Raw genomic sequence first — 21,857 nt, 5'->3', positions numbered from 1 at the left:
CAACGAACGTGATCGGCTGTTCTTTGCTACGCTCTGTCATTGGTCTGCTCCGCTACCTCGGTTGACGATGCTTCAAGATCATCGCTCATTGTGCCCGCTCTGGGCGCGTTGGAGGAGCGGGGCGGACCATTCCATTACCCTACACGCTACACGCTGTAACCCAGCGATGGTGATCTTCGCGGCACCAAGCGCCAATGGACACTGGATTGCATGCATTGCCCATGGGCCTTCTGGACTGAGGTGGTTGATCGTGAAAGGGTCCCGGGTGCGGCTTTTGTTGACATCACAAATCGAAAGTCAGGATGCACGACCCCAGATTGCAATCACCAGAGCAACCCAGCCATGAGTTCCCACCATGTCCATCAATGCCAGCGGTTCTCTTCGATGCCGATCTCCTCAGAGCATGCTCGCCGCGCTCCTGGTCATACAGCTGTCTGCGGTCCAGGCGACCGAGGATTCCGACAGCGGGAATGAAGCATTGGATGAAGACGCCGCCTGGGAGGCCTTGTTGGCAGAACCCGATCCGGCGGATCTGGTTGCACAAGTCAACGACGGCGATCTCGCCTTTGTGCCGGCCGAACGGGCCGAGGGCGAGCACGCGCACCTCAACCGGATCGCCATCACGACAGACAGTCTGGAAAGCGGCTGGGTGCAACTCGAGCAATGTCACGACAACCTGGATCCGGTGCATGCGGTCCAGATCGTCTTTCGTGAAGGCGGCATCCGGGGACTCGAGATCGCCTCCAGCGAACAGATCGGCCAGGCCTGGATCGATGGGGCCAGTGTTCAGCTGCGGGATGTCGGACGCGATGCCCGCGTCTGCCTGCGCGCCGAAAGCCAGGCCCTGCGCATCCTCGGCGATGGTCGCTATCGCCTCAGAAACGGCCCCTTCATGCGCCGCTTTCTCGACGGCTACTACCCGATGCGAGTGCAACTGGACGTGCAGTATCCCGAGACGCAGCTTCGTCTGATCGGTCAGAGCCCCGAATCCCAGCCCGGATTCGATGTGACCAGGACCGCTGGCGCTCTGCGCATCGATGCCACCTTCGAAGGTCGCCTGATCACCTGTCTCGATTTCTGCAGCCTTGAAACCGGCGATTGCGACATCCCACCGCCAAGCTGCTCCTGAACCGAACTCGGATGAATCGCTGCCTGTCGCCGCGCTGGTCCGGTGGAGTGGCCGGCGTCGTCCTGCAGCGTGCGCCCAGGTCTCGACAACCACCGAGCCAGGCGACGGGAGATGGGCTGGTCAAGCCGCGCAGCCGTGGCGGGACCGGTATAGAATGACCGGCCGTTTGGCTAGCTTTGGCGACAGTACAGCACGATGCAGTCCATTGTTCAGATCCTGGCAGAGGAACTCTCGGCCCGTCCCGCGCAGATCGAGGCGGCCGTGTCATTGCTCGATGACGGCGCTACGGTGCCCTTCATCGCGCGCTATCGCAAGGAGGCCACCGGCGGCCTGGACGATGTCCAGTTGCGCAACCTGGAGCAGCGGCTGGGCTACCTGCGCGAGCTCGAGGAGCGCCGCACGGCGGTGCTGAAGAGCATCGACGAGCAGGGCAAGCTGGACGATGCGCTGCGCGCAGAGATCGCGGCGGCGGAGACCAAGCAGCGCCTGGAGGACCTATACCTGCCGTACAAGCCCAAGCGCCGCACCAAGGCGCAGATTGCCCGCGAGGCGGGGCTGGAACCCCTGGCGGACGCCTTGCTGGCGGATCCGTCGCTGTCGCCGGAGGCCTGCGCGGCGGACTACGTGGACGTCGGCAAGGGCGTGGCCGATGCCGCCGCTGCGCTGGAGGGCGCGCGACAGATCCTGATGGAGCGCTTTGCCGAAGACCCGCAGCTGACCGGGCGCCTGCGCGAACGGCTGTGGGAGCAGGGCGTGCTGGTGTCGCGCGTGATGGACGGCAAGGAGGGCGAGGGGGCCAAGTTCTCGGACTATTTCGACTACCGCGAGCCCATCGCCAGGATCCCGTCGCATCGGGCGCTGGCGCTGTTTCGCGGGCGCAACCAGGGCATCCTGAGCCTGGAGCTGCTGGCCGGTGACGGCGACGACCCCGACGCCCCGTGCCGGGCCCTGATCGCCGGGCAGTTCGGCATCGCCCAGCGTGGCCGACCGGCGGATGCCTGGCTGCTGGAGACCGTGCGCAAGGCCTGGCGCATCAAGCTGATGGTGCGGCTGGACCTGGACCTCAAGGGCCGACTGCTGGAGGCCGCCGAGGCCGAGGCCATCCAGGTGTTCGCGAAGAATCTCAAGGCGCTGCTACTGGCGGCGCCGGCGGGCCGCTTGCCCACCATCGGGCTGGACCCCGGCCTGCGCACCGGCGTCAAGCTGGCGGTGGTGGACGGCACCGGTCGGGTGGTGGAGACCGATACCCTGTATCCGCATGTGCCGAAGAACCAGTGGGACGCCTCCATCGCGCGCCTGGCGACCCTGGCGGCGCGGCATGGGGTCAAGCTCATCAGCATCGGCAACGGCACCGCCTCGCGGGAGACCGACCGGCTGGCGCGGGAGCTGATCCGGCGGCACCCGGAGCTCGGCCTGCGCTCGCTGGTGGTGAACGAGGCCGGCGCGTCGGTCTACTCGGCGTCGGAATACGCCTCGCGCGAGCTGCCGACGATGGACGTGTCGCTGCGCGGCGCGGTGTCCATCGCGCGGCGGCTGCAGGATCCGCTGGCGGAGTTGGTCAAGATCGAGCCCAAGGCCATCGGCGTCGGCCAGTACCAGCACGATCTGAACCAGACCGGACTGGCGCGCTCCCTGGATGCCGTGGTGGAAGACTGCGTGAACGCCGTCGGCGTCGATGTCAACACCGCCTCGGTGCCGCTGCTGGCCCAGGTCTCCGGGCTGACCGCCACCATCGCCGAGAATCTGGTGCGCTATCGCGAGGAGAACGGCGCCTTCCGCAATCGCGCCCAGCTCAAGCGGGTGCCGCGTCTGGGCGACAAGACCTTTCAGCAGTGCGCCGGTTTCCTGCGCATCAACGACGGTGACGAGCCCCTGGACGCCTCGGCGGTGCATCCGGAGGCCTACCCGGTGGTGCGGCGCATCGTCGAGGGCACCGGACGGGACGTGCGCAGCCTGATCGGCGACAGCGCCACACTGCGCCGGCTCGACGCCAGGCAGTTTGCCGATGCCCTGTTCGGCGAGCCCACGGTGCGGGACATCCTGGTGGAACTGGAGAAGCCGGGCAGGGACCCGCGGCCGGAATTTCGCGCCGCCGAGTTCATGGACGGTGTCGAGACCCTGGAGGACCTGCGTCCGGGCATGGTGCTGGAGGGCAGCGTGACCAACGTGACCAATTTCGGCGCCTTCGTCGACATCGGCGTGCATCAGGACGGGCTGGTACACATCTCGATGCTGGCGGACCGTTTCGTCAAGGATCCCCACGCCGTGGTGCAGTCCGGGCAGCTGGTGAAGGTGAAGGTGCTGGAGGTGGACCTGAAGCGCCGGCGCATCGCGCTGAGCATGCGTCTGGATGCGCCCGTCCCGGAGCATGACGGGGCGTCCCGGCGAGACGCCTCGGCGCGGCCCGGTCGGCAGCAGCCCGGTCGGCCCAGGCCCGGTCGGCCCAGGCCCGGTCAAGGGTCAGCCGGTGGGGCGCCGGGCGGCAAGCGCCGCGGCGCCGAGCACTCAGCGGGCACCGCTACAGGCAGCATGGCCGCGGCCTTCGCCAAGGCCCGTCGGGGTTAATGCCTGTTCCCTGCGACCGCGCGGTCAATCGCGTTGGGGTTTGCGATCGTCGGAACGGTCGTCTAAGGTGGAGACCCCACCCAAACCCCGACCCAGTTCAGGAGCATTCCATGTCCGAAGCCAAGTCAGGCGACACCGTCAAGGTCCATTACACCGGCACGCTCGCCGATGGCACCCAGTTCGACTCGTCCCGCGGTGGTACGCCACTGGAATTCACCCTCGGCCAGGGCAATGTGATTGCGGGCTTCGAAGACGCCGTCCTCGGCATGGCGGAGGGCCAGCAGAAGGTGATCACCATTCCCTGCGATCAGGCCTACGGCGAGCGCAACGACCAGATGCTGCAGACGGTGCCGCGCAGTGCGATCCCCGAGGACATCGAACTGGCGGTGGGGCTGATGCTGCACGCCCAGGGGCCGGCTGGCGAGGTGGTGAATTTCACCGTGGCGGAGTTCGACGGTGAAAGCGTGACCGTGGACGGCAATCACCCGCTTGCGGGCCAGGATCTGACCTTCGATCTGGAACTGGTGCAGATCGCCTGAGCGGGCAGGGTGTCGGCGGTCGGGGGGCTCGATCGCCCTTGATCCGAATGCAGATGGCCGACACCCGACCCGTGAAGATCGACGTCCCGTTTATGGTGGGTACGAGGCGCTGAAGCGCCGCTGCGTCACTGTGCCGGTTGCTGCATCTGCTGCTGCATCTGCTGCATCTTTTCCATCTGCTGCTGCATCTGCAGTTTCATCTCTTCGAAGTAGGCGGCGGCCTCTTCGCTGATGGCCATGCCGTCGGCATTGGCGTCCATGCGGTTGAAGGAGTCGATGGTGGGCTGGGCGAATTCCTCCGGGCTGACCAGGCCATCGCCGTCCTTGTCCAGGTTCTTCACGAAGCTCTCGCCGGGATCGGGCATGCCCCGCTCGGCCATGATCTCGAGCATCTCGGGCGGCACCTGCGCCTTGAACGAGGCGCTGGCCTCGGCGGCATCGATGCTGCCGCTGCCGTCGGTGTCCATATTCGCGAACTCCGCCTGCTGCGGTGTTGTGGCCTCTTCGAGCGAGACCATGCCATCGCCGTTGGTGTCCAATTGCTGGATGAAGGCGTCGGCGGGGCTGGCCGCCTGACCCGGAGCCGGGGGTGCGGGCTGTGCCCAGGCCAGGGTAGCGGCGACGCCGGCGCACAGGGCCACGGCGGCGGTGGGGAAGATTCTCTGCATGGTCATGACTCCGGTGGATGAATCCTTTAAGGAGACGGACGTTGCCCGTCGGGCACGCCGACAGCCGAAGGGTAGAGCGCTCGGGCGCCTGTGGCAAATATTCCTGTGGAAACCATTGTATGTGGCCGGGGCAAGATTTCCGGCCACTTCTCCGCGCTTTGCGAAGTGCAGTATGCTGCACGCTTTAACTAGGCCGCCGCCGTCCGGGTCCCGGGCCTCGCGCTCCGGGTTCCGGACATCGGCGGCGTTGCAGCCATCGGCGTCGCCGGTCACCGGAGACGCCTTTTTCATCACTGCCGAGCAGACCGATGTCAGATTCAGCACGCACCAATTTCATTCGCCAGATCATCCAGGACGACCTGGCCAGCGGCAAGCACGCCGCCATCCGTACCCGCTTTCCGCCGGAACCGAACGGCTATCTGCATATCGGCCATGCCAAGTCCATCGTGCTCAACTTTGGTGTCGCCCAGGATTTCGGCGGCACCTGCAATCTGCGTTTCGACGACACCAACCCGCACAAGGAGAACCTGGAGTTCGTCGAGTCCATCAAGGCTGATGTACGCTGGCTGGGTTATGCCTGGGGCGAGCGCGTCTACTTTGCATCGGATTATTTCGAGCGCCTGTACGGCTTTGCCGAGGAGCTGATCCAGCAGGGGCTGGCCTATGTGTGCGATCTCGATGCCGAGGAGACCCGGGCCTACCGCGGCACCCTGACCGAGCCCGGCCGCGACAGTCCCTATCGCGACCGCACGGTGGAGCAGAACCTGGACCTGTTCCGGCGCATGCGCGCGGGCGAGTTCCCGGACGGTGCCCGCACCCTGCGTGCCAAGATCGACATGGCCTCGCCCAACATCAACCTGCGGGATCCGGTGTTGTACCGCATCCGCCACGGTGTGATTCACCACCAGACCGGCAGCGAATGGTGCCTGTATCCCACCTACGACTACACCCATCCGATCTCCGACGCCCTGGAGGGCATCACCCATTCACTGTGCACGCTGGAGTTCGAGGATCACCGACCGCTGTACGACTGGGTGGTGGCGCGGGTGTCCGTGCCCTGCCGGCCGCGCCAGATCGAGTTCAGCCGGCTCAATCTCGAATACACGGTGATGAGCAAGCGCCTGCTGACGCAACTGGTGGAGGAGGGCATCGTCGAGGGCTGGGACGATCCGCGCATGCCCACCCTGGCCGGCCTGCGTCGGCGCGGCTTCACGCCGGAGGCGGTGCGCGAGTTCTGTGCCCGCATCGGCGTGACCAAGGCCGACAACCTGGTGGAGATGGGCGTGCTGGAGAGCGCCATTCGCGACGATCTGGACAACAGCGCGCCGCGGGCCATGGCCGTGCTGCATCCGCTGCGGGTGGTGCTGACCAATCTGCCGCCGGACGCACCGAGCACGATCACGGCGCAGAATCATCCCAAGCACGCGCACATGGGCACGCGCGAGGTGCCGTTCGGCGCCGAGCTCTGCATCGATCGCAGCGACTTCGAGGAGGAGCCGCCCAAGGGCTTCAAGCGCCTGGTGCCCGGCGGCGAGGTCCGGCTGCGCAACGCCTATGTGATTCGCTGCGACGAGGTCATCAAGGATGGCGCCGGCGAGGTCATCGAGTTGCGCTGCTCGGTGGATCCGGACACCCTTGGTAAGAACCCTGAGGGACGCAAGGTCAAGGGGGTGATCCACTGGGTGTCGGCGCAGCACGGGGTGCGCGCCGAGGTGCGGCTGTACGACCGGCTGTTCAGCACGCCGCAGCCGGGCAGCGGCGGAAGCGACTTCCGCGACGACCTGAATCCGGACTCCCTGCGCACCCTGACCGGCTGCCTGCTGGAGCCGGGGCTGGCGGCGGCAATGCCCGGCGCCCGGTTCCAGTTCGAGCGGGAGGGCTACTTCGTGAAGGACGGGGACTCGACCCTCGAGCGGCCGCTGTTCAACCGGGCGGTGACCCTGCGGGACACCTGGGGCCAGGCCCAGGGTGGGCGCCAAGGCCAGGGTCGGCGTCGCTAGCGGCGGGTGAATTCGTGATGGGCAAGCACAGCGACACACAACCCGATGATCCGCTGGGATCCCCCGGCGACGGCATCCCCTGGCTGGAGCGCACGGCGCTGGGCATGGGCATCCGCGGTGCGGCGGTCCTGATCGCCAAGGACCGCCTGACCGCGCTGTTTCGCGCTGAGGCGGAGCGCGCCATGACGCTGGCGTCCGCGCTGTCAGCGGCCGACGGCCGCCGACGGGTGCTGATCCCCCGGTTCTTCGGCATCGAGGACAACAGCCGCGGATGGTCCGTGTTCATGGCGCTGGAGCACCTGGTCATCGTCAACTCCGCCATCGCCGCCATGTTGCCGCGACTGTACTCGGCCCGAGGGCCCGCCGTGGAGGTGCAGCCGGAACAGACCAAGCCGGTGCCGGAAGCGGGGCCGGAGCAGATCCGGGATCTGGCACGGGTGGTAGATCGTTACGGCGACATCGTCGACAAGCTGGGCAACCTGCGCGCCGGCGAGCGCTTTGCACACCCCTGGTATGGCCCGTTGTCCGCGGCGCAATGGCACGCCCTGGCGGCGATCCACAACAGCACCCATCGGCGCCAGATCGAGCGTATCATCCGGGCGCTTCAGGCCGACGCGGACTGACCGGCGTTGCGGGCCGATCGGCCTTGGGCAGGTCGGTCACCGGCGGCTCGCGCATCTGCGGCAGCACGCCGATCAGGCTGGCCGGCAGGCGGGGCAGGGCGCTGATCAGGGACACCACCAGCGACGCCAGGTAGGGCACCGACTGCACCAGCAATACCCCCGCCCACAGCCGTACGTCGGTCATGTAGCTGTCGTCGCGTTGCAGCACGGCCAGGGCGCCGAGCCAGAAGGCGAGCAGCAGCAATGCCTCCTCGCGGGCGTCGGCGAGCACCCGGACCAGGGTCGGTGCATCGGCGCGCTTGGGGGTGCGAAAGAAACCCAGCCCCCCCTGAAACAGCCCGGCAAACATGGCGCGGGCCACGGTATGCGACAAGGCCAGGCCGGCGAGCCCGGCAGCCAGACTCTGGCGCCAGCCGGCGGCCACGCGGCGGCGATAGAGCACCAGGCTCTTCAGCAGCTTGAAACCAAACAGGACGATGGGCACCAGGGCGACGGCCATGTACGGCGGTGTCACCTGGTGCGGAAGCAGCACCATGGCGAGGGTCCAGGCCAGGGCGGCACCGTTGAACAGCAGGTTCACGCCGTCGGCGAGCCAGGGCAGCCAGCCGGCGACGAAGTGCCAGCGCTGTCCGGCGGTGAGTCTGGTGGGGAGTCCGGCGGGTGTCGGCCCGAGCAGTTGCCGGCGGTGCGCCCGCAGGATGCGCATGGCGCCGTAGGCCCAGCGCAGACGCTGTTTCTTGAAATCGGCAAAGCTGTCCGGCATCAGGCCGCGGCCATAGGTGGCGGGGATGTACAGGGCCTTGTGGCCGGCCTCGAACAGCCGCAGGCCGAGCTCGGAATCCTCGGTGATGCACCATTCCGCCCAGCCGCCTAGCGTCTCCAGCGCGTGGCGCCGGATCATGGTCATGGTGCCGTGCTGGATGATGGCGTTGCGCTCGTTGCGGGTCACCATGCCCAGGTGGAAGAAGCCGCGGTATTCCGCCAGGCACATGGCCTTGAACGCATTCTGGTCGCCGTCGCGGTAGTCCTGGGGCGCCTGCACGAAGGCGACCGTGTCGTCGAAGAAGGCAGGCACCAGGTCCCGCAGCCAGTGCCGGTCAACCAGGTAGTCGGCGTCGATGACGGCGATGATGCCCGCCTTGGGGTCGGTGCGGGCCAGGGCGAAATTCAGCGCCCCCGCCTTGAACCCCGCCAAGGGATCGACATGGAAGAAGCGGAAGCGCAACCGTGTCTGTCCGTCGGCGCGCGCGTTCAGGCGCGCACAGTGGTCGCGTACCGGCTGCCAGACGCGCGGATCCCGGGTGTTGTTGTCGATGACCAGGACCTCGAAGCCCGGATAGTCCAGCGTCGCCAGGGCGTCCAGGGTCTCGCAGACCAGGTCCGGCGGTTCGTTGTAGGTGGGCACATGCACCGAGACCCGGGGCAGCCAGGCATCGGCTACCGGCCGTTGGGGAAAGGCCCGCCGCCAGCGCTTCAGCCACAGGGCCTCCGCCCACTCGTGCGCCTCCGCCGTCAGCAGCACCAGCACGCCGATGCCGCCAATCAGCAGCAAGATCCCGACGACGGCGGTGGCCGGGGTCATGTATTGCCGCGTGTAGTCGTACACCAGCCAGACCGCGGCGGTGGACAGCGCATAGGTCACCAGCGCCAGAAAGCCCCGGCCGGAGGGCGACAGCGTGGCGCTGTCGCGATAGAGCAGCACCAGCAGCAGCACCGCGAGCCCCACCGACAGCGCCGCGAGTTCCTGCCAGTCGGGGATGCGCACCACCGGCTGGGTCAGCGTGAACTTGGGCGCGCGTTGGGCATCGTAGACGCCCCAGTAGGTGCCGATGGCCCCTTCGATCTTTTTCTTCCAGGGCTGGTCGAAGGCCTCCATGACGTAATACACCACCCCCTCCTGCTCCGCCCGCGCCAGGAAGCGACGCAGGAAGCGGGTCTGGTTCGCCTGGGAGGCCTCGGCGCCGCGGTTGCGCCGTCCGTTGCTCGGCCAGCCCACCTCGCCGACGATCACCGGCTTGTCCGGGAAGGCGCGCTGCACCTCGTACAGCCGCTCGAAGGCGAAATCCACGGCCTGCCCGATGGGCAACCCCTCCCAGTAGGGCAGCAGGTGCACGGCGATGAAGTCCACATGCTCCGCCAGCTCCGGGTACTTCAGCCAGATGTGCCAGGGTTCGGCGGTGCCCACCGGGATGTCGGTGAGGCGGCGGATGCGCTCCAGATGCGCGATCAGCATCTGCGGCCGGACCTCGCGCCGCAGGATGGACTCGTTGCCCACCAGCACGCGCACGATGTTGTCGTGCCATTGCCGCAGCACCCCTTCCAGGCGCTGCAGTTCGCGTTCGTCTGCGTCGGGCAGTCCGCTGATCCAGGCGCCGAGGGCGACATTCAGGCCGTGGGCGTCGGCCAGGCGCGGCACCTGGGCCATGGGGCCGTCGACGGTGTAGGTGCGGATGGCATGGGCGTCGCCCTGGAGCAGGGCCAGGTCTTCGTCGATCTCGTGCAGCGACGGGTAGATCTGCCGCGTGGGATCGTCGTCCGCCCGCATGGGCGAGAAGGAAAAGCCCTGAATGCGGGTTGGCCAGGGGGGCTCCAGGCTCGGGCGGTTCATCATGGCCCACAGCCCCACCGTGAGCAGCGCGATCAGCGCAGGGATCAGCACGACACCGAGACGCCTCATGGCAAGCGTGCTCCAGGCGAGGGCGCGACGGGTGCGCCGGGTGGACGGATTGGCGGACTGTCCGCCGATGGTTGGGCCAGGAACCACTGCCAGGTCCCCGCGACCGGTTCGACGGTATATCCGGGGGGCAGGGCGTCGCGGACTTCCGCGCCGGGCAGCAACAGCACGATGGCGTCCCGTTCAGACGCCGGCAGTGGCTGGTCGGCACCTGACTGGATCCGGATGCGCACCCGCGCGTCCAGGTCATGCGCCAGGGAGAGCAGCTCGCCGGTGGTGATGCCGCTCGGGCTGGCCACGACCAACGGCCGCGGTTGCGCGTTCGCGAGACGCGCGATCTCCCGGTTTTGCGCGCTGAACTGCTTGGTCCACCAGGTATCCGCCAGCAGGATGCGCGCCTGCGACCAGAGGCCCAGTCCCAGCACAAGGACGAGCACGAGGCCGGGCACGAGGCCGGGCACGCCCCTGGTCTGCGCCACCGCGCCAGCCGGGTCCGCCGGACCCATTCCGCTGCGCCCCCCGGCCGCGCGGGTGATGGCCGTGCCGAGGCTCCAGGCCACCATCAGCTGCAGGCCGAGTATCGCCGGCAGGCCGTAGCGCACATGCAGCGAGCGGCTGCCGCCCAGCAGCAGATCCGGGCCAAGGACCGGGCCGAGCCCGGCCAGTGCCAGCAAGGGCAGGAACCAGCGCTGCGGCAGCGGCGCGCGCCACAGAGAGTGGGCCAGCGCAATGCCGAGCGGCAGCCATAGCCACAGCAGGGCCGCCGGCGCTTGCGCCTGGGGGACGGGGTCCACGAACGCCCGCACTCCATGCTGCGCCCAGGCCAGCAGAATGCGCTGGGTGCCCACCGCGCGTTCCATCCATTGGGTGTGCCCTGCGGCACTGTCCAGCGCCGACAGCAGCACCGCCAGCCAGGGGCTGAACAACAGCAGTGCCGTGGCCACCGCCAGCACCCAGGCGAGCGCCTGTCTCTTTTCCGGTCTGTTTTCAGGTCTGTTTCCAGGCCTATTTCCAGGCCTGTTTACAGGTAGGGGCGCGCGACCGGCCAGCCAGCCGTAGAGCGCATGCACCGGCAGCAGCGCGATGAACAGCAGATGGCTGTACAGGCCCAGGGTCAGCAGCAAACCATACAGCCACCAGTCGCGGCTTTGTCCGCGGCGCAACGCCCGCAACAGCGCGGCGCTGGCCGCCAGCAGCAGCACCGTCCAGAGTGCATATTGGCGTGCCTCCTGGGCATACAGCAGGTGCATCGGCGAGACCGCCAGCAGCAGCGCCGCCACCCAGGGCACGGCGCCGCGTCCGAACAGTTCGCGCATCAGCCAGCATGCCGCCAGCGGCAGCAGCAGGCCGAAGACCGCTGCGGTGCCGCGCAGGGCAACCACCGGGTCCAGCGGCAGCCGGGTGGACAGATGGCCGAGCAGGTAGTAGAGCGGGGCATGCTCCGGATGCTCCGCCAGGGCGTGCAGGGTGTCGGGCCAGCCCCGCTCGGCATCCGGCTGTTGCAGTCGCAGCAGGTCCGCCGGTGTCAGCAGTGCGCCATCGGACAGGCGTTGCAGGTCGGCGTTGTCGTAACCGAGCACCCGGACCAGGCTGTGGGCCTCGTCGTGCCAGACGGGCAGGCGCTCGAGGCCCGCAAGGCGCAGGACCGTGATGGCAACGATGACCACGGCAAGCGCCGCGCGCAGATCGATCGGCAGGGAGGAAGGTCTGTGCAATGGCGGAGGACAGCAGGCCCGCGAAACCTGGATCATAAGCACGGATGACACAACAGACGAGCGGTTTTTTTTGGCCGCAGGCGGGGGCCTGTGCGACAGGCTGAGCCGCCTGTGCGTCCGCGGCTGGTCCGGGTCCGATTTCCACGCCGGTAACGGTTACAGTCGGTGTCGGGAATCTGGCATACTGCCTCGCAATGCTCGCCCGCGCCCTGCCGATCGGCAGCGGCCCGGTTCGTGATCCTGACCGCCGTGCGGGGAGCCCTGCCGGAATCCGCACGGGGAACGGGCACCACAGGACGCCATGCCGATGAGGACTGGAATGAGCCCTGAGCCGATGGACTTTCAGTTGCCGCAGGGGGGCGATATCGAGGCTGTCCTCGAGCGGATCCGCGCCACCCTGTCATGCGAGGTGGAGCCGGAAGCGACCTGGCGCCGACGGTATCTGGACAGCTTCGACTGGCTGCTGTACGGCGTCGGTGCGGCGCTGGAGGAGCAGGTCGCGGGTACGGGGCAGGAACCGGGACAGGGCCAAAGTCGGCGTCTGCTCTGGATCGACCTGGCAGTCGACAGCGCGGATGAGGCACAGGTGCTGGATGCCGAGCCCGGCTTTGCCGACGACCTGCCCCCCGGCGCGCTGCGGGAACGTCTGGCCCCGGTGCTCGGCGTCCGGCGCCTGCTGCCGATGGCCGAGGTGAACACGCGCGCAATCCGGGTGCGCGTGCTGAACGACGACGCCAAGACCGTTGCGCGCATCCACCTGGAGGACAACCGTCTGTCCGACCCGGTGTCCCCGGCCCGGCTGTCCGCGCGACTGCGGCTGCTGCCCGTGCGAGGCTATCTGGACGAGTTCGCCGCCACGGCACGGTTGCTGCAGGAAATCGCCCGTCCCGTGGCCGAGCCCGGAGTGCTGGTGCTCGAGGCCCTGGCCGCGGCCGGCCGCCGCCCGGGTGACTATTCCAGCAAGCTCGACTACCGGCTCGATCCCGCGCAACGGGCGGATGCCGCCACCAGGTTCATCCTGCTTGGGCTGCTGGACACCATCGAGACCAACATCGACGGTACCCGGCGCAACCTGGATTCGGAATTCCTGCACGATCTGCGCGTCGCCGTGCGCCGGACCCGATCGGCCCTCGGCCAGATCAAGGGCGTGTTCCACGACGCCGCCGTCGCGCACTTCAAGGCGGAGTTTGCCTGGGTGCAGCAGGTGACCGGCCCGGTGCGTGATCTGGACGTCTACCTGCTGGATTTCCCGAACCTGCGCGCATGCCTGCCGGAGGGGCTGCGGGCGGACCTGGACGCCCTGCGCGACTGGCTCAGCGCCCATTATGACGACGAACAGCAGCGCCTGGTGCAGGCGCTGGCGTCGCCGCGCTTTACCACGCTGCTGCACGACTGGCGGGTGTTCCTGGAGGGGCCGCTGCAGCAGGCCGCGCCCGACGGCGCCGCCCTGCCGATCAAGGCCCTGGCAGACCAGCGGATCTGGCGCATGTTCAAGCGCGTGCGCGGCGAGGGCCGGGCCATCGATGCGCAGTCGCCGGCGGAGGAGCTCCACGAGCTGCGCAAGAGCTGCAAGAAGCTGCGCTACCTGATGGAATTCTTCCAGAGCCTGTACCCGGACAAGTCCATGCGCAGGCTGATCAAGCAGACCAAGGTGCTGCTGGACAACCTGGGCCGGTTCCAGGACCTGGCGGTACAGGCCGAGCATCTGCGCGAGACGGCGGAGCGCATGCGTGCCGACAATGCCGCGGACGTGGGCACCCTGCTGGCCATGGGCGGGCTCGTCAGCCACATGCTGGAGGGGCAGCAGCGGGCGCGCCGGGAGTTTGCCGACACCTTCGCCCAGTTCGACACCAAGGACAACTGCAAGCTGTTCCGTCGCCTCTTTCTGGACAGCTCCGGGGAACAGGCCCGGCATCAGAACCGGCACAGCGCCGGCGCCGAGTCGGACGCGGCCGATGCCGTTCATGGAGCGGGCCAGTGAAGATCGTTGGCGTGTACAGCATCAAGGGGGGCGTCGGCAAGACTGCCACGGCCGTGAACCTGGCGTACCTGTCCGCCGTGGCCGGTCGGCGCACGCTGATCTGGGATCTGGATCCCCAGGGGGCCGCGTCCTACTACTTCCGGGTCAAGCCTCGGGTCAAGGGGGGCGGCCGTGCGCTGCTCAGCGGACGGCGCGAGCTGGACGACGCCATCAAGGGGACCGACTTCGAGCGGCTGGACCTGCTGCCGGCGGATTTCTCCTACCGCAACCTGGACCTGATGCTGGACGCGGGCAAGAAGCCCGAGCGCCAGCTGGAGCGTCTGTTGCGGCCGCTGCGGCAGGACTACGACCTGCTGTTCCTGGACTGCCCGCCGAGCATCTCCCTGGCGTCGGAAAACATCTTCCGCGCCGCCGATGCCTTGCTGGTGCCGCTGGTCCCCAGCACCCTTTCCGCACGGACACTGACCCAACTGACCGCGTTCCTCGACAGCGACCGGGTGCGGCGGGCGCCGCGGGTGTTGCCGTTCTTCTCCATGGTGGACGAGGAGCGCCCCCTGCACGGCGACACCATGGCGCGGCTGGCAGAACGGCACCCTGAGCTGCTGCGGACCGTCGTGCCCCTGGCGCCGGAGGTCGAGCGCATGGGGCTGCACCGGATGCCGCTGCCCGCCTATGCGCCGGCGCACCGTGCCGCCGACGCCTACCGCGACCTGTGGTCAGAGCTGGAGGCCGCCGTCGCCTGAGCTCGGCCCTGGCCTTCCGCTGCGCTCGATCCGCACCGGCGGCGTGACCGCGGAACCCGGTCCGGGGATCCCGCATTGTCGCCGTGCGCCGTGGTCGCCTATACTCTGCGGCATTTGGCGGTGAACGCGCCCCGGCCGTGCCGGCGCCTTGAACGCATCGGCGTGAGGCCTCTCCGCAAAACTCCGGAAACGAATCCCTGCGACGAAACTCTATGAACAACCGCGTCCCCTCCTGGCCGATCCGGTTCAAACCGACCCGTTTGAAACCGAACCCTTCGAAAACACGCTCCTCGAAGTCGGTCTTATCGAAAACGCGCCTGTCCGGATCGATCTGGTCCAGATCGATCTGGGCCCTTGCCCTAGGTTGCTGTGTCTCGCTGCCGGCCGCGGCCGAGGACCTGCTGCAGATCTACGATCTGGCGGTCAACAGCGATCCGACCCTGCGCGAGGCGGAGCAGACCCTGTATGCCACTCGCGAGATCAAACCCCAGGCCCGGGCGTTGCTGCTGCCCAACTTCGGCGTCACCGGGTCCGTGGAGTACCAGAACGTCAAGACCAGCGGCAGCAGCACCACCACCGGCAGCTTCAACCGCAACGACACCTTCGACACCTCCAGCGCCTCGGCGGTGCTGTCGCAGTCGGTTTACAACCGGGCCGACTGGGTTCGGCTGAGCCAGTCGGACAACACCATCGCCCAGGCCGAGGCGGAATACCGCAACGCCGAGATCGACCTGATGGTGCGCACCACCCAGGCCTATTTCGAGGTGCTGCGGGCGGCGGATCTGGTGCGGGTGCAGGAGGCCCTGGTCGCGGCGGACGAGCGGCAGCTGGAGCAGTCCAGGCAGCGCTTCGAGGTGGGGCTGGTCGCCATCACCGACGTCAATGACAGCCAGGCCGCCTACGACCGCTCCCGGGCCAACCTGATCACCGCCGAGAACGATCTGGACAACGCCTGGGAGGCCCTGCGCCGTATCGTCGGCCCGGTGTCGGTCCCCTTGGCCCGACTCGGCGACCGGTTGCCGCTGGCGGCGCCGGAGCCGAACGACATCGACGTCTGGGCGGAGACCGCGCTGGCCAACAACTTCGGCATCGTGGCGGCGAAACAGGCGGCCGAGGCGGCGCGCAAGGGGATCGAGGTGGAGCGATCGGGCTACTTTCCGTCGCTGGACATGCAGGCCGGCTACGGCATCAATCGCTCCGGCGCCGACTTCGGCTCCGACACCGACTCCGCCTTCGTCGGCCTGAACGTGACCGTGCCCATCTACCAGGGTGGCGCCGTCGCCTCGCGCACGCGCCAGGCCGGACACAACTTCCGCGCCGCACAGGATCGGCTGGACCAACAGCGCCGGGCGGTGATGAATCAGGTCAAGGACGCCTTCCGCGGCATCCTGTCCAGCATCAGCGACGTCAAGGCCCGGCAGGCGGCCATCGTCTCGGCGCGCAGCTCGCTGGAGTCCACCCAGGCGGGGCTCGAGGTGGGTACCCGTACCCAGGTGGACGTGCTCAACGCCCAGCGGCAGCTGTTCCAGGCGGAGTTCGACTATCTGTCGGCCCGCTACAACTACATCATCAATGGCATCCTGCTGCATCAGGCCACCAGCACGCTGAACCGCGATGTGCTGGCCCGTGGCAATGCCTGGCTGACCGCCGCCGACACGGTGCCGCCGCCGGCCTACTGAGTCCTGGTCCATCAAGCCCAACCCGCCCCGTTTCTCCGACCCTCGCGACGGTAGCCCGCCATGTCCGGAAACAGCATCGGACGCTCGTTCGTCCTCACCAGCTTCGGCGAGAGCCACGGGCCGGCCATCGGTGGCATCGTCGATGGCTGCCCGCCCGGGCTGCCCTTGTCGGAGGCGGACCTGCAACAGGATCTGGACCGGCGCAAGCCGGGCCAGTCGCGCCACACCACCCAGCGGCGGGAGTCGGACCGGGTTCAGATCCTGTCCGGCGTGTTCGAGGGTGTGACCACCGGCGCGCCCATCGGACTGCTGATCCAGAACGAGGATCAGCGCTCCAAGGACTATGCCGAGATCGCGGCAAAATTCCGGCCCGGACACGCAGACTATACCTATACCATGAAGTACGGTCGGCGCGATTACCGCGGCGGCGGGCGTTCCTCGGCACGTGAGACCGCCATCCGGGTGGCCGCCGGCGGCATCGCCAAGCGCTGCCTGCAGACACTGGCCGGGGTGCGGGTGCGGGGTTATCTGTCGCGGCTCGGGCCGATCCGGACCGCGGCCGTGGGCGAGCCCGGGTTCGATTGGGACCAGGTGGAGCGCAATCCGTTCTTCAGCCCCGTGGCGGAGCGGGTGGCGGAAATGGAGGCCTACATGGATGCCCTGCGCAAGTCCGGGGACTCCATCGGCGCCGAGGTGACGGTGATCGCCGAGGGGGTGCCGCCCGGCCTCGGCGAGCCGGTGTTCGATCGGCTGGATGCCGACATCGCCCATGCCCTGATGAGCATCAATGCCGTGAAGGGCGTGGAGATCGGCGCCGGTTTCGACTGCGTGGAGCAGAAGGGCACCGAGCATCGCGACGCCATGACCCCCGAGGGCTTCGTCGGCAACAACGCCGGCGGTGTGCTCGGCGGCATCTCCAGCGGCCAGCCCGTGGTGGCCCGGCTGGCGCTCAAGCCCACCTCCAGCGTGCGGCTGCCGGGGCGCACCGTGGACCTGACCGGTCAGGCCACCGAGGTCATCACCAAGGGACGACATGATCCCTGTGTCGGCATTCGCGCCACTCCCATCGCCGAGGCCATGCTGGCCCTGGTACTGGCGGACCACCTGCTGCGACACCGCGGCCAGAACGCCGATGTCCGGCCACCGCTGTCGCCGCTGCCCGCCAGCGCCCCCTGAGCAACACCCCGGCTGACCCGGCCGGGCTGTGGAAGCGGACGTCTCGCGATCCCTGATCCATGCCCTACGTCCGCCTCTCCAGCTACTACTTCTTCCATTTCGCCGCCCTTGGGGCGCTGGTCCCCTTCTGGGGGCCGTACCTGCTGCAACGCGGTTTCGATGCCGCCGCCATCGGTCTGCTGATGGCCATCCTGATGGGCACCAAGATCATTGCGCCCATCGTCTGGGGCTGGCTGGCGGACCGCTCCGGCCGGCGCATGCCCATCGTGCGTGTTGGCGCCGCGCTGGCGGTGTGCTGCTTCCTCGGCGTGTTCTGGGCCGACAGCCTGACCGGCATGGTGCTGGTGATGGCCGCGTTCAGCTTCTTCTGGAATGCGCCCCTGCCGTTGATGGAATCGGTCACCTTCAACCACCTGGGGGCGCGGGTCAACCGCTATGCCAGCGTGCGCCTATGGGGCAGCATCGGCTTCATCCTGACTGTGGCCGGCATCGGCTGGTGGCTCGACCGCGCCGGCGGCCTGGCGACACCGACCGGGGCGTTGCTGATTCCGGTCACGGTGCTGGTGCTGTTCATCGGCGTCTGGTTCAGCTGCCTGCTGATCCCGGATCGGGGGCAGCCGCCGGCTACCCATGGCGCCCAGGCGTCCCTGCGCGGCCTGCTGCGCCGGCCGGAGATCTTGTTCTTTCTGCTGGCCTGTCTGCTCATGCAGGCCAGTCATGCAGCCTATTACGCCTTCTATTCCATCTTTCTCGAGTCGCACGGCTACACCAGCACCGTCGTCGGTGCCCTGTGGGCGCTGGGCGTGGTCATCGAGGTGCTGGTGTTCCTGCGCATGCACTGGCTGCTGGAGCACTTCGGCGCGCGCCAGCTGCTCCTGGCCAGCCTGGCGCTGGCGGCGGTGCGCTGGCTGATGATCGGCTTCTTCATCGAGCAGTGGGCGCTGCAGATCCTCGCCCAGGGGTTGCATGCGGCGAGCTTCGGCGCCTTCCACGCATCGGCCATCCATCTGACCCATCACTACTTTCCGGGGTCCACCCAAGGGCGCGGGCAGGCCCTGTACAACAGCGTTAGCTTTGGTCTGGGCGGTGCCCTCGGCAGCCTGCTCAGCGGTGCCCTGTGGTCCGGCGTCGGGGCCACTGCCACCTTCGTCGTCGCCGCGGTGGCGGCGGCGCTGGGATGGCTGGCCGCGTTCGGATTCGTCGATCGCGCCCGGCGGTACTGATTCACCATCCCGGGCTCGGGGCTGACCCGGAGCAAGGGTCCGTATTCTGGAAAGTGGTATGATGCCTAGGTATTTCAAACAATCAGAGGTTGATCGTCATGGCATCCGAGACAGACAGAACGGACACCCCGGTCGAGAATGCACCCGGCAAAACGGAAACATTGCGTGACGATCAATGGGTCGAGGTGGACGGCAAGCGACAGCGTCTGCGTGAACTGCTTGAAGAGCACGCCCAGACCCGGGCCACCCTTGCCAGCTTCAAGCGGGAAAACCGCAGCGCCGTGATCAAGCGCCGCGACGAAAAGGCGCTGAAGCCCTTCCAGGCGGAACTGATCCGGATGCAGAAGTATCTGGAGGAGACGCAAAAACGGGTGATCATCCTGTTTGAGGGACGCGATGCGGCGGGCAAGGGCGGCACCATCCGCCGGGTGACCCGCTACATGAACGAAAAGCACTACCGTGTGGTGGCCCTGGGCAAGCCCACGGAGCATCAGCGCACCCAGTGGTTCTTCCAGCGCTATGTCGAACAGTTTCCCCACGGCGGCGAGCAGGTGCTGTTCGATCGCAGCTGGTACAACCGCGCCATGGTGGAGCCGGTGTTCGGCTTCTGCACGCCCGAGGAGTACGAGAACTTCATGCACGGCGTGGTGGGCTTCGAGAAGGATCTGGTGCGCCAGGGCACCATCCTGATCAAGCTCTATTTCAGCGTCACCAAGGAGGAGCAGGCGCGCCGGTTCGAGCGGCGCAAGACCGACCCGCTGCGGCAGTGGAAGCTGTCCGAGATCGATGTCCAGGCGCAGGATCGCTGGGATGATTTCACCCACCAGAAATATGAGATGCTGCGCCGCACCCATACATCCTGGGCGCCCTGGACCATTATCCGTTCCAACAACAAGGCCAAGGCGCGGCTAAATGCCATCAAGGTCATTCTCAATTCCGTGCCCTATCAGCGCCTGAATCCGGACCTGGATTTCGTGCCGGACCCCAGCGTGGTGGTCTCGGGGGCCAGGGAACTGGAGGTCATGGAGGCGCAGATGTTGCGCGAGGGCCGCTTCACGGTTTGATGTATCCGGTTCGTCCCGGCCGTCGTTATCCACCCGGCGCCAGCGTCGTCGACCACGGCATCAACTTTTCCATCTACAGTCGCCACGCCACCGGGGCGACCTTGTTGCTGTATGCGGATGCCGCGGCGAAGACGCCGTTTCAGGTGATTGCGCTGGATCCGGAGGTGAATCACACCTTCTTCAGCTGGCATGTGCAGGTGGTGGGGCTGCCGCCGGGGACACGCTACACCTGGCGCATGCAAGGGCCGCATGATCCGGTGGGACACGGCTGGCTGTTCGACGGCGACGTGGAGCTGGTGGATCCCTGGGCGCGTGCGGTGGACACCCGCCGCTGGGATCGCGCGCGGCGCTGCCGCGAGGGTGCGCAGGCCCACGACTCCATCCGCGGCATCGTGCTGGCAGACGACTACGACTGGGAAGGCGATCAGCTGCTGCGCATGCCGTCCCAGGAGATGATCATCTATGAACTGCATGTGGGCGGCTTCACGCGGCATCCGTCTGCCGGCGTGGCCCACCCCGGCAGCTTTCTCGGGCTGGTGGAGAAGATCCCCTATCTGCGTTCGCTGGGTGTCACCCATGTCGAGCTGCTGCCGGTCATGGCGTTCGATGAACAGGACGTGCCTGAGCCGGTGGGCGCCGCCGGGCTGAGCAACTTCTGGGGCTACAGCACGCACAGCTTCTTTGCCCCGCACCCCGGCTATTGCGTCGATCCGGAGCGCCAGCGCGACGAGTTCCGCGACCTGGTCAAGGCCCTGCACCGGGCCGGCATCGGCGTATTGCTGGACGTGGTGTTCAACCACACTGCCGAGGGCGGCCAGGGCGGGCCCCTGATCAACTTCAAAGGCATTGGCAACGAGACCTTCTACATGCTCGATGCCGCGGACCGTTCCCGCTATCTGGACTTCACCGGTTGCGGCAACACGGTGAATGCAAACCATCCGTTCATGGCCCGCTTCATCATCGACTGCCTGGAATACTGGGTGCGCGAGATGCACGTGGACGGCTTCCGTTTCGATCTGGCCAGTGCCATGGCCCGCGACGAGAACGGCGTTCCCATGCACCACCCGCCGGTGCTATGGGGCATCGAGCTGTCCGACGTGCTGGCCGGCAGCAAGATCATTGCCGAGGCCTGGGATGCGGCGGGGCTGTACCACGTGGGGTCCTTTCCCGGGTACCGGTGGATGGAATGGAACGGCCGCTACCGCGATGACCTGCGCCGTGCGGTGCGCGGGGACGGCGGCTTGATCGACCAGGTCGCCACCCGCATCGCCGGCAGCAGCGATCTCTATCAGGGGAACCTGCGCCACCCCATCAACAGCATCAACTTCATCACCTGTCACGACGGCTTCACGCTGCTGGACCTGGTGAGCTGCGACAAAAAGGCCAATGCGCCGAATCACGAGGGCAACCGGGATGGCTGCGCGCACAACCTGAGCTGGAATTGCGGCGCCGAGGGCCCGTGCAACAGCCCGGCCATTCTCGCCCTGCGTCGACGTCAGGCGAAGAACTTCATGGCCGTGCTCTTCCTGAGCCAGGGCATTCCGATGCTGAATGCCGGTGACGAGCTGTTGCGCTCCGCGGCCTGCAACAACAACACCTGGTGCCAGGACAATGCCCTCGGCTGGATCGACTGGTCCCTGGCCGAACGCAATGCCGACATGTTGCGGTTCGTTCGCGGCATGATCGCGCTGCGCAAGCGGCATCCCAGCCTGCGGCGGCGACAGTTCCTCAGCCATCGGGAAATCGAGTGGTTCGGCCCCGAGGGCGAGGCCCCGGACTGGAACGCCGAAGATGCCAGGGAGCTGGCCTTCACCCTGCACGGGCGCGGAGGTGAGGAGCCACCGCTGCATGCCGTGTTCAATTTTGGTGCCGGCGCCTGCACCTTCGTGTTGCCGACGCTGCCGGGGTGGTCATGGGCGGTTGCCGCACGGACCTGGGCCAGATCACCCCAGGACCTTGTGGAACGCAGCGATCAGCGACCCCTGAGCCGCAGTCGGGTCGGTGTGCCGGCGCATGGCGTGCTGGTGCTGGAGGGAATCCGGACCGACGGCGGTTGACTCTGTCAGCTTGGATCCAGC

The 21,857-nt window shown here is 67.5% G+C and carries 15 protein-coding genes; 12 read left to right on the top strand and 3 right to left on the bottom strand.

The genetic code is table 11. The features are described from left to right. Positions 1 to 403 precede the first annotated feature (403 nt). The 3 genes from F2Q65_RS16875 to F2Q65_RS16865 all read left to right on the top strand — a co-directional run bounded on the left by F2Q65_RS16875 (position 404) and on the right by F2Q65_RS16865 (position 4,233). Positions 404 to 1,129 carry a hypothetical protein gene (locus F2Q65_RS16875; protein ID WP_150094577.1) on the top strand — a complete coding sequence of 242 codons (726 nt, stop codon included), beginning with the start codon at positions 404 to 406 and terminating at the stop codon, positions 1,127 to 1,129. A 195-nt stretch (positions 1,130 to 1,324) separates the two neighbouring features. Beyond that, on the top strand, positions 1,325 to 3,694 hold the full coding sequence (locus F2Q65_RS16870) for a Tex family protein (RefSeq protein WP_150094576.1): 2,370 nt from the start codon (positions 1,325 to 1,327) through the stop codon (positions 3,692 to 3,694). A gap of 110 nt (positions 3,695 to 3,804) precedes the next feature. Next, entirely contained in the window at positions 3,805 to 4,233 is a 429-nt protein-coding gene (locus tag F2Q65_RS16865; RefSeq protein ID WP_150094575.1) for an FKBP-type peptidyl-prolyl cis-trans isomerase, read from the top strand. Positions 4,234 to 4,358: 125 nt separating this feature from the next. Here F2Q65_RS16865 and F2Q65_RS19550 read toward each other — a convergent pair whose 3' ends face one another. Next, positions 4,359 to 4,901, bottom strand: coding sequence for an EF-hand domain-containing protein (locus F2Q65_RS19550; RefSeq protein ID WP_170265792.1), 543 nt, complete (start codon positions 4,899 to 4,901; stop codon positions 4,359 to 4,361). A gap of 308 nt (positions 4,902 to 5,209) precedes the next feature. On the opposite strand from F2Q65_RS19550, the gene F2Q65_RS16855 reads away from it, so the two are divergent. Together F2Q65_RS16855 and F2Q65_RS16850 are read left to right on the top strand one after the other, a co-directional pair. Further along, a complete protein-coding gene (locus F2Q65_RS16855; protein ID WP_150094573.1) occupies positions 5,210 to 6,901 on the top strand; it encodes a glutamine--tRNA ligase/YqeY domain fusion protein in 1,692 nt (563 codons plus the stop codon). A gap of 17 nt (positions 6,902 to 6,918) precedes the next feature. Continuing rightward, on the top strand, positions 6,919 to 7,524 hold the full coding sequence (locus F2Q65_RS16850; protein WP_150094572.1) for a DinB family protein: 606 nt from the start codon (positions 6,919 to 6,921) through the stop codon (positions 7,522 to 7,524). Here F2Q65_RS16850 and F2Q65_RS16845 read toward each other — a convergent pair. Together F2Q65_RS16845 and F2Q65_RS16840 are read right to left on the bottom strand one after the other, a co-directional pair. Then, positions 7,493 to 10,201, bottom strand: a complete 2,709-nt coding sequence (locus tag F2Q65_RS16845) for a glycosyltransferase family 2 protein (RefSeq protein ID WP_150094571.1) — start codon at positions 10,199 to 10,201, stop codon at positions 7,493 to 7,495. The genes F2Q65_RS16850 and F2Q65_RS16845 overlap by 32 nt on opposite strands. Then, on the bottom strand, positions 10,198 to 11,913 hold the full coding sequence (locus F2Q65_RS16840; protein ID WP_170265791.1) for a glycosyltransferase family 39 protein: 1,716 nt from the start codon (positions 11,911 to 11,913) through the stop codon (positions 10,198 to 10,200). The genes F2Q65_RS16845 and F2Q65_RS16840 overlap by 4 nt, the downstream gene beginning before the upstream one ends. 319 nt (positions 11,914 to 12,232) lie before the next feature. Between F2Q65_RS16840 and F2Q65_RS16835 the strand changes: the two genes are divergently transcribed. The 7 genes from F2Q65_RS16835 (at position 12,233) to F2Q65_RS16805 (ending at position 21,836) form a co-directional block, all read left to right on the top strand. Next, positions 12,233 to 13,894: a CHAD domain-containing protein gene (locus tag F2Q65_RS16835; protein WP_150094569.1), complete on the top strand. Its 1,662-nt coding sequence runs from the start codon at positions 12,233 to 12,235 to the stop codon at positions 13,892 to 13,894. Continuing rightward, a complete protein-coding gene (locus tag F2Q65_RS16830; protein WP_150094568.1) occupies positions 13,891 to 14,637 on the top strand; it encodes a ParA family protein in 747 nt (248 codons plus the stop codon). Before F2Q65_RS16835 ends, F2Q65_RS16830 begins: the two co-directional genes overlap by 4 nt. Before the next feature lie 329 nt (positions 14,638 to 14,966). Beyond that, on the top strand, positions 14,967 to 16,316 hold the full coding sequence (locus F2Q65_RS16825) for a TolC family outer membrane protein (protein ID WP_425473420.1): 1,350 nt from the start codon (positions 14,967 to 14,969) through the stop codon (positions 16,314 to 16,316). Between the two features lie 60 nt (positions 16,317 to 16,376). Next, positions 16,377 to 17,492 carry a chorismate synthase gene (gene aroC / locus F2Q65_RS16820; RefSeq protein ID WP_150094566.1) on the top strand — a complete coding sequence of 372 codons (1,116 nt, stop codon included), beginning with the start codon at positions 16,377 to 16,379 and terminating at the stop codon, positions 17,490 to 17,492. A gap of 59 nt (positions 17,493 to 17,551) precedes the next feature. Next, positions 17,552 to 18,715, top strand: a complete 1,164-nt coding sequence (locus F2Q65_RS16815) for an MFS transporter (protein ID WP_150094565.1) — start codon at positions 17,552 to 17,554, stop codon at positions 18,713 to 18,715. Between the two features lie 98 nt (positions 18,716 to 18,813). Further along, positions 18,814 to 19,779 carry a polyphosphate kinase 2 gene (ppk2, locus tag F2Q65_RS16810; RefSeq protein ID WP_150094564.1) on the top strand — a complete coding sequence of 322 codons (966 nt, stop codon included), beginning with the start codon at positions 18,814 to 18,816 and terminating at the stop codon, positions 19,777 to 19,779. Continuing rightward, on the top strand, positions 19,779 to 21,836 hold the full coding sequence (locus F2Q65_RS16805; protein WP_150094563.1) for a glycogen debranching protein: 2,058 nt from the start codon (positions 19,779 to 19,781) through the stop codon (positions 21,834 to 21,836). Before ppk2 ends, F2Q65_RS16805 begins: the two co-directional genes overlap by 1 nt. The last annotated feature ends 21 nt before the right edge of the window (positions 21,837 to 21,857 follow it).

Source organism: Thiohalocapsa marina (assembly GCF_008632335.1).
Lineage (GTDB): Bacteria > Pseudomonadota > Gammaproteobacteria > Chromatiales > Chromatiaceae > Thiohalocapsa > Thiohalocapsa marina.
This window is presented reverse-complemented; position numbering and strand designations above follow the sequence as displayed.